This window comes from Nostoc sp. (genome assembly GCF_036917975.1).
Classification (GTDB): domain Bacteria; phylum Cyanobacteriota; class Cyanobacteriia; order Cyanobacteriales; family Nostocaceae; genus Nostoc.
Map to the genome: position 1 here is coordinate 139092 of NZ_JBALEJ010000113.1, position 14026 is coordinate 153117.

Genomic DNA, 14026 nt, shown 5'->3' on the forward strand with positions numbered 1-14026 from the left:
CAGAGTCACTCAGATTCATCCACAGGGTAATAATTACGAATGACAAGTTATGTTGACTCACTTTCTATCTCTGTTTGCAACAACTGTACATCTTCAATTGATAACCCAGTCAATTTTGCCACTTCCTCCAAAGGCATTTGGCTTTTGAGCAGATTCACAGCAACCTGCCGAATCCCCTCTTGTAAACCTTCGGCTCTACCTTGTGCGATACCTTTTGCCTGAGCTTCAGCCTCAATCTCTTGATAAATTACAGATTCGCGCATATTATCTCTCCGTAATACTCTTTGAATTAACCCTTTCTCTAATACTAGACCAGCTAAAATTGCTGTGGCAGCTGCGACATTATTCTGCAAGCGTTGGTCAGGAATCCTGATAATTTCCTGTGCTACTTGCTGTAATGTACTTGCACGGTCATCTGTTTGACCCAACACCGCTAATGGGAATAAACCTGGATAGCGCAAAAATACTTCTGTCGGCTGTTCCCATAGTCGAATCACCTCAAACTCGTGGCGAGTACCAGGAATGGTAAAAGTATTTTGTTGCACGAGTTCTGAGCTTGTTTCTTTAAGATAGATCACGACTTGACGCATCTGCTTTTGGGGAAAGCGGCGATACACTCGCAAGCGATAATCAATCATGCGAAATGGGATATTAACATCGGGTTGAGTCTGAAACTCTAGGTGAAGCACTAGCTCTGCCGATTCCAATAAAATTAGTGCATCGGCTCGAATGGGTTCTAGCGAGAGTTCAGAAGGACTTAACTCAGTCAGGGAAATTGGTTCTCCTAACAGCCAGGTAGCAAAGTCGGTGGAAAAGTTTTCGGCGAGGAATTTACAGATATTATCAAACATCTAAAAATCCTACCATTCCATGAGCTAAAGCTTGTTTGAAAGTGCGATCGCTTAACTCAAAATCTGTGTTAAATCTAGTACAAACCCAGGCAATACATCCTCACCTGATAAGCTGGTAGGTGATCGCAAAACCTCGACATTCTTTCCTGGGCGGTAAATTTGTACCTTTTGGTTCTGCCGATCAATCAGCCAACCTAAACGCACACCATTCTCAATGTACTCCTGCATTTTTTGTTGCACAGTCTTTGATCTGTCTAAAGCAGAGCGTAATTCTACCGCAAAATCTGGAGCGATCGGTAGGAATCTGTCGGGGTCGGGATTTAGGGCTTCTAATCGCTCCTGACTCACCCAAGATGCATCAGGAGAGCGATTTGCACCATTGGGGAGTTTGAAACTTGTTGAGGAGTCAAAAGCCAAACCTGTGCCATCAGCGTCAGTCCAATTACCTAAACGCTGTGTAAGTTTACTATTCCGATTTCCGATTCCCCATCCCGTTGGTGGCATGATAATTAATTCTCCCTCTGCTGTGCGCTCAAGTCGCAAATCTCGATTATTTTGACACAGTTGGAAGAACTGCTCATCTGTTAGTTCAATGGTGGGGCTGAGGTTCAGAATCAGGGCAGTCACGTCGCTTCTCTACGAGACGCCAAGGGCGAACGCTCCGAATTCAAAATTCAAAATTCAAAATTAATGATACCCATAAATAAATTTAGTTGCTCTGTATATGAGTCGTTTCCGGTCATAATTGCCTCTCAATCTTGCTAACTGTAGCGTAGCACTTCTTAATATATATATTAAATTGACCATTGAGCTTCTAGCTTAGTTATAGATTTGGTTTTCGTCTTTATATCATGTCAGGAACTTAGCTTGCTATTCAAAGGCTCAATATATGCTTGTAGAGTATCTTTAACTTTAGAAGGCTGACGAACTGGAGCGATCGCAGAATAATCTGGTTTTACTGTCCAGTCGTAATGACGAAGTAGTGTGGAAAGCACAATTTTCATTTCCATTTGGGCAAATTCCATACCTAAACAACTGTGCGAACCATAACCAAAACCCATTAGTGCCAAAGGATGTTTCTTATCTTCTTCGCGAGGTGGTGCAAAGCGATCGGGGTCGAAGCGATCGGGATCGGTGTACAGTTCTGGTAAACGGTGAGTCAGCATTGGCGAAATAGTCACAAACCAACCAGCAGGGATGCGATAGCCTCCATACTCAATATCCTTGAGGACACCACGATTATAGGCATACACTGGCGGATAGAGCCGTTCTACTTCTTTTAGTACGTTGGTTAACTGCGGAAGTTGTTTGAGATGGGACAGGTTAAGGGAATTATCTCCCACAACTGCTAATTGTTCTTGGCGCAGCCGTTCTCGCCATTCTGGGTGATTACCTAATTCAAATATTACCCAAGTCAGCAAAGAGGCTGTAGTTTCATGTCCAGCAAACAGCAATAATAATGCTTCGTTGATTACCTGTGCTTCGCTCAACTTATTGCCGTCTTCATCAACAGCCGCTAGTAGCAATCCCAAAACATCTTTTGATTCTTCTAAGTTACCTTGCTCCAGACGTTGGGCGATTACTTGACGCAAGAAAGCCACTAACTTACCCCTAGCATTTTGACCGCGACCATATAAAGTGAAAGGGACATTCCATTTGAATATCGCTAGACTGCTATCTATCAGTTGTGTAAACCACAGACTGGTTTGCTCAACTTCGGTCTTGTTCTGACTTCCCAAGAACAGGCGAGTCGCAACTATCAGGGTAAGCTGGCGGAAACTAGAATTTAAGGGAATGGTTTTCTGTTCTCCCCAATCTTTGAGGAAGTCTTGCACAATATTTTGAATGGTATCGAAGTATGTAGCGATCGCTTTTCCGTGAAATGCTGGATACATCAAGCGACGAGTTAGCCGATGTTCTTCCCCATCTTGTAATAAAATATTGCTGCCAAATGTTGATTCTAGGAAATACCACCCGAGCCGCGACGACATATTTTCCGCTTGTTCTACCAGCACCAGCCGATTAGCATCAGGGCCGATTAAATAAGCACGTTTGTATCCCATGACGCTCGTCTTAAAAACTGAACCATGCTGCTGGAATCGTCGCCATAGATACAGTTCTAAATCCCGAAATATTTCTAAAGTCTCGCCTAAGATGGGCAAGCCAAAGCTACCAGGCATTTCCTTGGCGGATTTTAGTTGCCGCATATTTAAGTACCTCCAGCAGTAATTAGCTACAGTATCTACTTAATTGTAAAGCGCAGTTAGGCTTTGCAAATTTAAATTACCAATCGCGGTAGAGTTTTGCTGCGTAACGTTCTCATCTCTTCATTTGGCAATCAGACTTGTTTATACACCGTAGCGGCGTGGCAAGCAAAAAAATTGTGCATTAGACGTAGGTTGGGTGGAGCGGAGTGCAACCCAACAGATATCAGGATGTTGGGTTATGCAAAGCCTCCAACGCCACTTGTACAACGCTCTTAACCCGCGCAACGCAGTGCCGTGCCCCTACAGGTGTACTACAAACCGAGGTGTTAATTACTGCCGAAAAATTTCTACTTTTTGTAACACCACTTCTTGATTCGGACGATCTCTAATCGTAGGCACATTAGCAATCTTCTTGACTATATCTAGACCTTGGACAACTTCACCAAAAACACTGTGTTTGTTGTCAAGGTGAGGCGTTGGTGCTTCTGTAATGAACCATTGCGAACCATTAGTACCGCGTCCGGCATTAGCCATCGACAGGATACCTGCACCAGTGTGTCTCAATTCAGGATGAAACTCATCTTCAAATTGATATCCTGGGCCACCAGTACCCCATCGGTTGGCTGTATCTAGATAACGACTCAGAGGATCGCCGCACTGAATCATAAAATTAGGGATGACGCGGTGAAAGCGAACCCCATCGTAAGCTGGAGTTCCCTTACCAGATTCACCAGTTTTAGGGTCTTTCCAGTCGATTGTTCCGGTTGCTAGACCGACAAAATTTTTGACGGTGTTGGGGGTTCGCTCTTCTTCCAAACGAACTACAATTTCACCCAAGGAAGTAATTAAGCGAGCGTGCAGCTTGCCATCACCGGGAATATTAATTTCTGGAAAGCTCATTAGATATCCTACTTTTAACAAGTGCCTGTATTTGACCTATACAAGTTTATCAGCATTCAAGTTACTGCCTTTAGACATGACAAAAAACCTGAAGGAAGAAAACTTGAGCTAACAAATATTTTACTCAGGTAAATTTATCGCTGGATTCCGGCTAAAAAATCCTCTAGGGACTAGCTTAAAGCCAACTTGGTGAACAGGCATCACAGGCCAATCTTCCGATCGCGGAATATGAGTTACGCCCATCGTGTACCACAGCACAATATCTTCACCCATCAAGGCTTCATCGTCTGCAATATATTTGGGTAAACCCTGTCCTGGTCGAGTTTGGTTGGGATAATCTCCCCCAGCATAGAGTTCACTAGGTTTATATTTTGTTACCCAGACGTGATGAGTCGCAAATTCTGCCCGTTGACGGATTTTTGAGCCTTCCACTGGGAAAAACATCGAGTTTCCACCAGGCATTAGCATATATCCCGGTGCAGCCCCTAGCCGATTTTTCTTGTCTGCACTAACAATCATCCATTCCCGACTGCTTTTCAGATCCAAATCGCGCACCGCAGAAGTTTCTTTGGCTAGTGGGGTTTCTGAAAGTGCGATCGCATTTCCTAAAGGATTTTTCTCATCCATCGGCAAAGCTTTCACATTCATTTCCATCACAGAATTAGCCTGACCATCGACATCGAAATCTAGGCGATAGTTGAAAAAGTGCTGGTGATTTACTCCAAAGATATTCTTAGCAATTAGCCGACCATAAGAATTATCTTCAGATTGCTTTTGGGCAGCCGTTCCCTGCGCCAATACGATACCTGTTAACTCATTTTGGACTTCCAAAGTCCCATCCTGATGAAAGATCCAATTGATGCTGTAATCATAGTTGTCAACAGCTACCGTCATCGTCATGACTAATTCTCGACTGCGACGCACATCATTACGCTGAGTATTATACTCATAATGTTTCCAGAGCATTCCGCGATCGCGCTCGTAGATACCGATCACCCCTGGCATTTTATAAGGTTCTCCCTGCTCATTAGCAAATACAGCATTTAGCAACAAGCCATTTTCGGGAATTTCCTTACCTAACTCCATCGTATTTGCTAGTAAACCTAAGTTGTATTCTCCAACATCAAAGGCATTTCTAAATGACCAAGTAGGCTCAGGATCGCCATAAGGTACTACCATTTCTGAGAGGCTAGCGCGATATAAAATTGGTCGAATATTTTCCCCATCGTTGTACGCTACTTGGTACAGCATTAATCCATTACGAGGATGCATTGAATAGCGAAATTTCCAACCTTGCCAGCTAATTTCATTGTCTTTAATCTGGAAACTTGTACCATTAGGTTGTACAATCTTCAATGCTTTCAATGGTGAAAGTAATTTGCCCAAGGACTTGACATCGTAGTTCCAATTTTCTTTAGAGAAAGGTACGTTTCCTTTATCAATAAAACTGGCGATTTTACCTGTGTTCAAATTAACTGTTGCTACGACTCCTTCAATGGGACTACCGTAATAGTTCCAGGCTTTGCCTTTGTAGTAAGATAAGCCGCGACAAAGACGATTACCTGTTGCTTCTTCCTGTTGATTCTGGATTCCTGGTGCCCACCAACTAATTTTGACTTGTTCAAAATCAGTAATTCCCCGCCTTTGCATTGCTTTTTGCCATTGGGGATCGGCTTTAACTACCTGAGTTGCTAGTTCATATTCTGAATTAACGATCGCAGGTTGAACAGAGGGTATTTCTTTCCAAGAACTTAAAGTTTTGCTTGTGATGTCTACGATACCCTCGTATGTTTTGTTTTGCGATCGCTCATAGATTACCAAAAAAGCTTTTCGCCCAAAAGCTTTACCTGGCGTAAATTTTAGAACTTCTTCTTTATCTGGTTCTTGTAAAGCAATCAGTGGAAAAGCTGCCATTTCGCTCAAAGTTTTTTCTCTTTTGATAACCGAAACGGCTGTACTAATTTCTGACTCAGTTAGCGAAGTCAGAGGATGGGAAATCGAAGGCTGTTGAGCCATCAATGTTTCCATTAATCCGATTGAGATAGAAATGACGGAAATGATCGCAATAGATAGCCATAAAAAACGCTTTAGCCGCTTAATCATCTTTTACATTTTTACAAAAGACTTATAGTTATCTATTTCCAAGTCTAAGATTGAAAACCGATAAATTAAGAGGCTAAAGCCAAATTAATTTTCTAACAGCATCCCCAGTTATAAAACCCATCAGTCTAATCAATTGTTAGATTTACATCCAAACCTGGGAACACTGTATACAGGTATTCATAGAAAATTGGAGTACACTGTCATGCAGCAAGCAAATTCAAGTGTCGCATACCTTCTTTGGTGTTTGTGCTTCTTTGGTATCTGTGGTGGGCAAAGATTCTACACCGGACAGATTACTAGTGGTTTGATATATTTATTCACAATTGGTTTTTTTGGGATTGGTCAACTAATCGATTTGGCTCTCATTCCTGGTATGGTTGACCAGCGAAATCTTTATCTGCGTGGGTTACAGGGTACTGGAACCCCCAGTGTCAATCAATCAATTACGTTGAACATTGGTGATATTCCCCAACTTAAACAATTACAAGCGATACAGCCACAAGCTTTATCTACAGATACTCCAATGCAGAAGTTGCTCAAGGCTGCAAAAGAACATAATGGGCAACTTTCCATTGCTCAAGCGGCTATGTATACTGAGCTAGAATCAGAGCATCTAAAAGAGTTGCTTCTTGAAGCAACGAAGATAGGGTATGCTGAGGTCAACAATGATCCAAATACTGGAGCTATCCGTTATCACTTTGATGTGTAAGGTTTAAAAGTAAATATTCATATACTTTCCTATTTACGACTTACGCATCAAGTACGAAATGCAGGGGCAATTCATGAATTCGCCTTACGGGAAATCAAGGCTATAATCCAATACGGTTCAGTTAGCGCCAAAAACCCCTCAGATGCGTAGGTTGGGTGGAGGAACGAAACCCAACATTTTCGCAGGTTTGTTGGGTTTCACTTCGTTCCACCCAACCTACGATTATCCTTAACTGAACCGTATTGGGCTATAATCCTCTATTCATAACTGCTCAATAGACTTCTTGCAAAAGTCCCTAATACCCCGCCCTCAAGACCTCCCCAAAGCATCGGGGAGGTCTTGAGGGTGGGGTTTAAATTGTTTGATTTATGCAAGAGGTCTAATTATGAACGCTTATCAATTACGCAGAAACTAACCGACGTAAAGATTCAGCACGACGTTTCGCAATAGAGTTATTTGGAGCCAACTTGAGTGCTTCTTCATAAGTTTGCAACGCCTGAGTAGTTAATTTTTTCTTCTCGTAGGCGTGACCAAGATTGTTCAATCCTGTAACATAGTCTGGTTTAGATTTGAGAGCTTCTTTATACTGACGAATTGCTAAGTCATATTGCTCTTGGATAAAATAAACATACCCCAGCCCGTTGTAAATGGGGGCAATATTTTCTTCTTCCTCTTCTTCAGCAGCTTTGAGAGCTTTTTGAAATAGCGCGATCGCTTGAGAGTACATTTTTTTTTCTGAATAAATACTGCCTAACTCATAATATTCTTGAGTCGTACCCTTTTCTTTCTCTAATTTCTTTCGCAACCTGGCAAAAGAGCCTTCAACCTTGCGAGTTTTGAAAATCTGGCGAAACACACTCACGGCTGCAATTGTGAGTATAACTACCAAAATTGAGAGATAAACAACGGCTAGACTGTTATCCATTGCTGCAAATACAAATATTATAAAGTTTGTTATTTGTCCTTTGTCATTTGTCATTTGTCCTTTGTGTTATTCACTAATGACCAATGACTAATGACCAATTTACGGTAAACCCCAATATTGAGCGCGTTGCTGGAGCCAACCATTTTCTAAGTAACGAGCGATCGCTTGATTCACGTTTCGTCTAAACTCATCGTATTGCAATCCTTTGGGCATTACTATAGACAAGGGTTCAGTTGATAGCTTGGTTGGCAGTAGCCGATATTGAGGATATTGTTGCACCCAACCGCTCAAAACGCTAGCATCTGCGGCAAAGGCAGCAGCAGCATTATTTTCTATTCTCTCTCGCGCTTCTTCATAAGAATTAACTCCTACTAACTCGGCGTTTGGCAGATAGTACCGCACTTGAGCAATAGTACTAGAGTTGTTGAGTACGGCAATTTTTTGTTTTGCCAAATCACTCAACTGCTGCACAGAGGTATCTTTTGTAACTAATAAAGTGCCATCAAAATAGTAGGGAACACTGAAACTAACTATGCGGCTGCGTGATTCGGTTGCTGTGACTCTAGCGATCGCAAAATCAACTTTCTTGTCTAAGACTACAGACAGGCGATCGCGATTCGCTACAGGTTGAAATTTGACACTATCGGCTTTACCAACCAAGTCAACTGCCAAACGCTTTGCTAAGTCAATTTCTAAGCCTTGCAAATTCCCGTTACCATCTTTAAATCCCAAGGGACGTAAGTTATCTTTAACAGCAACAGTTAGATAGCCTCGCTGCTGAATTTCTGACATTTCGGCAGCAGATGCAGTTAATCCCGTCCCCACTATGGAAAAGCAAAAAATCAAAAAAACAGTGGCGGATAATACCAGATGTAACCGAGTAATTACTTGCCATCTGCTACATCTGTTATACATCCCTTGCCACCTTTATCCTTTAGCTTGAATTGCTAATTCCGCAACTTTGCCGAAGCTGGCTGGATCGAGGACTGCTAATTGCGCCAACATCTTACGATTTAGTTGGATATCAGCTTTTTTCAAGTTACCGATCAACTGGCTGTAACTCAAGCCGTGTTGCCTGGAAGCAGCGTTGATGCGGGTGATCCAGAGGCGACGAAAATCGCGCTTTTTCTTTTTGCGATCGCGGTAGGCACTCCGTAGCGCCTTCATCACTTGTTGGTTGGCGGTTCTAAACAGAGTTGAATGGGAACCACGAAAACCTTTAGCTAGTTTGAGAATTTTATTGCGGCGCTTCCGAGCTACATTACCGCGTTTTACCCGAGTCATAACTTATTTCCTAAAATACTTACAAATATGGGAGCATCAAGCGCACGTTGAGTTCATCGCGTTCATGTACAAGGGTACTCTGACGCAGGCTACGCTTTTTGTTAGAACTTTTATGCTCTAAAAGGTGGCTTTTGAACGCTTTACGACGGACGATTTTACCGGTACCGGTGGCACGGAATCGCTTTGCCGCAGCTTTACGAGTCTTTAGTTTAGGCATGGTCTAGCTTTGATTCGACACGATCCATTATTATATACTATGAAAATCGCTATAACTGCAATTAAATAAAGGATTTAAGCAATGGCGATCGCTGTAGATCAAATTAGCTTCACTTATGGATGAGGTCAATATAGTTGAATATGACCCATGTTGGGCGACTTTGTTTACAGAAGAAGCCGAGCAGATTTGGCAGGCATTAGGCAATGACTTAGTTGTAGAAATTGAACATATTGGTAGTACCGCAGTACCAGGAATGGCAGCTAAACCAGTTATTGACATCATGGTGGGAGTGCGTTCCTTAGTAGATGCAAAATCTGCTATTCCAGCTTTAGAATCTTTGGGATACGTTTATTGGCGTGAAGACCTGCGTCCTGGACGGATGTTTTTTGTTAAAGGAATGCCACCATACGGAAAGCAACGTACTCATCATGTTCACATAGTCGAGATTGACAGCGAATTTTGGGAACGCAAGTTATTTTGCGACTATCTGAGAAAGCATCCTGAAGAAGCGAGACGTTACGAAGTTCTAAAACGCGATTTAGCGGCAAGTTTTCGGAGCGATCGCGAGGCTTATACCAATAGTAAAAATGAATATATCCGATCTGTAATGGCAAAAGTACGTTGTGAGGAAATGGGAAAAAGCCAAAACCTTCGATAGTTCTAGCACTAGCCCTTTCAAGGTGAGTAAAATTTTGCTCAAAACATTCCTCTTTAATTTCTTAACTCTGTGTTCTCTGCGTCTCTGTGGTTAAATAAATTACTTTTAAACCGCAGAGGCACAGAGAGCGCAGAGAGAAAAACAGAGATTTTACCAGTCACCTTGAAAGGGCTAGTTCATTTAACCTCAGTTTTCATCAGGCTTGTTTGCTCATTACCGCTAAATTCATCACACATTCTGGAAACTGGCGTTTTAAGGCTGGAAACACCGGACAAGGCGCTTGTTCTTGCAAATTGTCCGGTTTACTCCAAGTAAAGGGGGCTTTCTGTGCCGCAGACATCCATAATAGAAGTTTGGCTCGTGTCATGGCAACATAGAGCAAACGATACTCTTCAGATGTTTTCAAGTTTTTTGCCACCTCCCATGCCTGACTAACATCCGGTATCACAGATTCTTCATGGAGAGTAGCGCGAATTTGGGCGCGGGCTACTTCTGATAAGGTAAAATCGCCTAAAAATTGGCTTTGGGGAGGAACCCAAAATCTCCCAGGAATCAAGTTTTCGTGGAGAAAGGGAAGAAATACATAGTCCCAATCTAAACCTTTAGCTTTGTGCATGGTGATAATCGTCAGTTGGCCGCGACGGGTGTAACGTTCTTCTGAATCCTCGGTTTCCACTGGTTCAAACCGTTCGGAACTAACGATTTCACTTAAAGCTGAAAGCATTCCCCCCATCGAACTATTGCCAGCTATTTGCTGGTTAACGCGTTCTGCGAGTTTGTCAGCAGTTGCCAATTCTGCTTGGTCATAATTTAAGGTCAAGGCGAGAAAGGAAATTAGCTGGTATAAGGGCAATTCCAACCGAGCGCGGAGTAAACTACGACACAAACGCGCAGCTTTTTGTACCGTTTCTGGCTGGGTTGCTGCTAGGGGACTAGGATACAAAAACTCTTCTGGAAGACTAGCAAGGGCGTTGAGGTCTTGGGTAGGAATTAACTGGCGCTGTACTAATGCTTCTAGGGCGGCTTTGAGGTAATCGGGGGAGTGGGGGCGATCGCAAAATTGCAATAATGCCAAAATTTCTTGAGGAACATGGGAACGGCGATCGCGTTCTCCCACATCGTAAAGTGTAATATTATGCTCTTTACATACAGATGTCAGAGCCTCTGCTAACCATCTTCCTTGACGATTTTCTCTGACTAAAATTGCTGCACTATTTTTTGTTGGATCTTCGCCAAATAACTCAATCACCCTTTGAGATAACAATTTAACGGTGTGATGAATATCATCGGGTGTATAAAGTTCCAGTCCTCGCCCTACTGCTGCGGGGTTGGCGTTAGTTTGCGGATCGCCAGCTTCCACAGGGCGAATTGTCTGCAAGCGAAATGGTACTTGTCGGTTGTCAGGAGTTTGTTGTTTGTTGTTGGTTGCTGCTAACCACTGATTATTGATCCATTTGAGGGCAAAGTTAGCAGCTTCAATGATAATTCTAGTACTGCGACCGGCTTGATCCATCGTTGCCAATCGCTCGATGCGATCGCACTCTTCGCAAAATTGCCGAAAATAAATTGGATCGGCTGGGGTGAAAGTAGAGTTAATCGCCTGGTTGGGGTCGCCAACTCGGACTAAATTGAGTGGGGAGTTAGGAGAGACGCGATGAATCGCGTCTGTACAAGAGTCAGCAGTAGAGACGCGATTCATCGCGTCTGTATTGAGTGAAGAATTATCTCCCGCATTACTTGCCAAAATTTCCAACAACTGTGTCTGAAGAGGGCTAGAATCTTGGGCTTCATCTTCAAAGACGGCGAATACTTGATTTTGCTCAACGCGTCGGGCACTGTCATTTTCTAAAACCCGCAGTGCGGCTAAAATCATATCGTCGTAATCAATGAAGTCACGCGATCGCATTAAGTTTTGATATTGTTCGTACAATCCCGCCGCTACACTCAAAATTCCATATTCGTCTGTGGTTTGCTTACTCCACTCTCGTAACAATTCTGGCGAGATTCCAGAACTTTTTGCTTCATGAATTACCGTATTTGCTAATTCTGGTAATACTTCTGTTCGCAGCACCGATTGACGACGCAACCTTTCTGTCTCTTCTCCGTCAAATTGATGACCTTCTAATAACCGCAAATATCGGTCTGGATTATTTGTAATCCATTGTTCTACAGCAGTTCTGATAAAGCGGTGACTTTGGGTTGGTGTAATTAATGTGACATTTTCCAACTGCAAACCCGACAAATCAGAATGGCGGTTGGCAATATTCAACGCTAGACCATGCAGGGTATAGACAAAAAAGCCCGTCTGGGGTAAATGTAAATCATCTCGTAAGAATTTGCGAATCTTCGCTTTAATATTGGCAGCAGCAGAGCGAGTAAAGGTAACGACTACCAACTGACGACGGAAGGATAAACGCTCATACTGACGGGCGATCGCGATCGCCGCCGCCGCCGCCATACCCGTAGATTTCCCTGCACCAGGGACGGCAGAAATCGCCAAAGGCCCAGATTGCCAATCAGCCATTTGCTGCTGTCCTGGGCGTAGACTGTTGCGGATTGCGAGAATTTTCTCTTGTAAAGAAGGAACAGGCGATCGCTCAGACAATTCTGAATCAAGTAATTCTTGAACAACAGGAATAGTAAAATTAAAGTCGGACATATAAAATTTTAGATTTTAGATTTTAGATTTTGGATTTAATTCCAAAACTGCATGGCATATATGATTTGAACGGATTCAGAATCTCTAATTGACAAGTTAATACTAACCCATCTTGTATATCTTCTAAACTCAATTTTAGCTTATACCAATTCTGTATGAAGATGCACATAATCAGTCCCACCTTCACAAGGGGGGACGGCGTAGCCGGAGGGTAAATACTATATGCAGCTTCACAAAGAAACGGTATTACTAACTAATAACTCCCAATACAAATTCACCTTCATTCACAGCTTGATTAGTTGCGACATCATAAACTAATCCATCTTGTTGAGCTAAAACATCAATTACAGTAGGTAACTTCCCTTCTTTATTAAAACTGAGAATTTGATACAGCTTTTCTCCAGCTTTAATTTTACTACCTAATTCAATTCTAGATTGAATCATCCCACCTGCGATCGCATAATATTTTTTCCGGTTGCGGCTGGATACAAAAGTCATCTCATGGTTTTTCGTATCATTCGATGAATTAGAAATTTGCAGTACACCTTTTTGCGCTAAATAATTTTTTACACCCTGCACTCCTTTAGCAACTGAATCAGAGTTCATTTGCATTCCTGTTCCCAATTCTAATGTCCAAGCTTCCACATCAAACTTGATTTCTCTACCCAAGCTTTTAAAACAAGCTTCCAATGCTAACCAAGGTTTGATAAAAGCTTCATCAAAAGCATCACCATCATATTTATCAAGTAAAATTCCGAAATCAAGCAGGAAGTATTTTGCACTATCTTCTCGATTTCGGAAGTAATAAAGGTAGTCTAAAGCGTGATTGGTAGAACTATGTAAATCAATTAAGTAGTCTGCATCTAGACTGAGATTTTGTAGTTTGTAGCTAAAAACCTCAGTGTAAGGAACAGAATTAGGAGAATTAATTTTTTCTAAAATTTTTGCGAATTGTTGCTTAATTATAGTTAGATAATTTTGTCGAACGACCTCTAGATCGATATGAAGTTGAGATTTAGTAAAAGCTACTAAATCATCAGCTTCTTTTTCGTAGTCCCAAAATATGCGATTCCAGTCCTTAGCTTCGTAAATACAGTAACGTCCAGGGGAAAAATGATGAGCGCGCTCATTCGTCCCCATTGGATTACAAACGGGAACTAGCCAAATTTCTCCAGTTAAATCTGTATCATTTATTGTTAATAAAAACTCAATTAGTTGGTGAATAACAGCATTACCAGCAATTTCTGCACCGTGTAGATTAGATTGGATGTAAACTTTTTTACCAGGTTTAGCGCCAACGAACTTGTAAACTTGGAGAAACAGGCGATCGCCCGAAGCCATTTGACGTAATACAATTTTTTCAATAACTGGCAGCATGAAACAACCCAGTGATGATTTGAGTAAATTATCGCTTTATTTGCACCGAATTAAAAGCCACCCCAACCAAAATCTTGTACAGTTGAAAATGACTTTTAGACTAGCTCTTTGACGTTTTGCCTTTCACTTACAAGAA

At 42.1% G+C, this 14026-nt stretch carries 13 protein-coding genes; 2 read left to right on the plus strand and 11 right to left on the minus strand.

Annotated features, from left to right (window positions below):
* Positions 1 to 47 precede the first annotated feature (47 nt).
* The 5 genes from V7K76_RS34255 to V7K76_RS34275 all read right to left on the minus strand — a co-directional run bounded on the left by V7K76_RS34255 (position 48) and on the right by V7K76_RS34275 (position 6061).
* Positions 48 to 851, minus strand: a complete 804-nt coding sequence (locus V7K76_RS34255) for an Rpn family recombination-promoting nuclease/putative transposase (RefSeq protein ID WP_334950430.1) — start codon at positions 849 to 851, stop codon at positions 48 to 50.
* Positions 852 to 902: 51 nt separating this feature from the next.
* Positions 903 to 1478 carry a Uma2 family endonuclease gene (locus tag V7K76_RS34260; protein ID WP_334950428.1) on the minus strand — a complete coding sequence of 192 codons (576 nt, stop codon included), beginning with the start codon at positions 1476 to 1478 and terminating at the stop codon, positions 903 to 905.
* A 227-nt stretch (positions 1479 to 1705) separates the two neighbouring features.
* Positions 1706 to 3058, minus strand: coding sequence for a cytochrome P450 (locus V7K76_RS34265; protein WP_334950426.1), 1353 nt, complete (start codon positions 3056 to 3058; stop codon positions 1706 to 1708).
* A gap of 330 nt (positions 3059 to 3388) precedes the next feature.
* Positions 3389 to 3958, minus strand: a complete 570-nt coding sequence (locus V7K76_RS34270; RefSeq protein ID WP_334776982.1) for a peptidylprolyl isomerase — start codon at positions 3956 to 3958, stop codon at positions 3389 to 3391.
* A 120-nt stretch (positions 3959 to 4078) separates the two neighbouring features.
* Complete coding sequence (locus tag V7K76_RS34275) at positions 4079 to 6061, minus strand: primary-amine oxidase (RefSeq protein WP_334950423.1); 1983 nt, start codon at positions 6059 to 6061, stop codon at positions 4079 to 4081.
* A 202-nt stretch (positions 6062 to 6263) separates the two neighbouring features.
* On the opposite strand from V7K76_RS34275, the gene V7K76_RS34280 reads away from it, so the two are divergent.
* Positions 6264 to 6770, plus strand: coding sequence for an NINE protein (locus tag V7K76_RS34280; protein ID WP_334776984.1), 507 nt, complete (start codon positions 6264 to 6266; stop codon positions 6768 to 6770).
* A 400-nt stretch (positions 6771 to 7170) separates the two neighbouring features.
* Here the strand turns inward: V7K76_RS34280 and V7K76_RS34285 are convergent, their stop codons facing one another.
* The 4 genes from V7K76_RS34285 to rpmI all read right to left on the minus strand — a co-directional run bounded on the left by V7K76_RS34285 (position 7171) and on the right by rpmI (position 9196).
* On the minus strand, positions 7171 to 7695 hold the full coding sequence (locus tag V7K76_RS34285; RefSeq protein WP_334777024.1) for a tetratricopeptide repeat protein: 525 nt from the start codon (positions 7693 to 7695) through the stop codon (positions 7171 to 7173).
* Between the two features lie 99 nt (positions 7696 to 7794).
* On the minus strand, positions 7795 to 8610 hold the full coding sequence (locus V7K76_RS34290) for a transporter substrate-binding domain-containing protein (protein WP_334776985.1): 816 nt from the start codon (positions 8608 to 8610) through the stop codon (positions 7795 to 7797).
* Between the two features lie 12 nt (positions 8611 to 8622).
* Positions 8623 to 8979, minus strand: a complete 357-nt coding sequence (gene rplT, locus V7K76_RS34295; RefSeq protein ID WP_179065135.1) for a 50S ribosomal protein L20 — start codon at positions 8977 to 8979, stop codon at positions 8623 to 8625.
* A gap of 19 nt (positions 8980 to 8998) precedes the next feature.
* Entirely contained in the window at positions 8999 to 9196 is a 198-nt protein-coding gene (gene rpmI, locus V7K76_RS34300; protein ID WP_292760699.1) for a 50S ribosomal protein L35, read from the minus strand.
* A 115-nt stretch (positions 9197 to 9311) separates the two neighbouring features.
* On the opposite strand from rpmI, the gene V7K76_RS34305 reads away from it, so the two are divergent.
* Positions 9312 to 9854, plus strand: coding sequence for a GrpB family protein (locus tag V7K76_RS34305; protein ID WP_334950420.1), 543 nt, complete (start codon positions 9312 to 9314; stop codon positions 9852 to 9854).
* Between the two features lie 196 nt (positions 9855 to 10050).
* Here V7K76_RS34305 and V7K76_RS34310 read toward each other — a convergent pair whose 3' ends face one another.
* Together V7K76_RS34310 and V7K76_RS34315 are read right to left on the minus strand one after the other, a co-directional pair.
* On the minus strand, positions 10051 to 12513 hold the full coding sequence (locus V7K76_RS34310; RefSeq protein ID WP_334776987.1) for an ATP-dependent helicase: 2463 nt from the start codon (positions 12511 to 12513) through the stop codon (positions 10051 to 10053).
* Between the two features lie 249 nt (positions 12514 to 12762).
* Positions 12763 to 13890, minus strand: coding sequence for a succinylglutamate desuccinylase/aspartoacylase family protein (locus V7K76_RS34315; protein WP_334776988.1), 1128 nt, complete (start codon positions 13888 to 13890; stop codon positions 12763 to 12765).
* Positions 13891 to 14026: the final 136 nt, after the last annotated feature.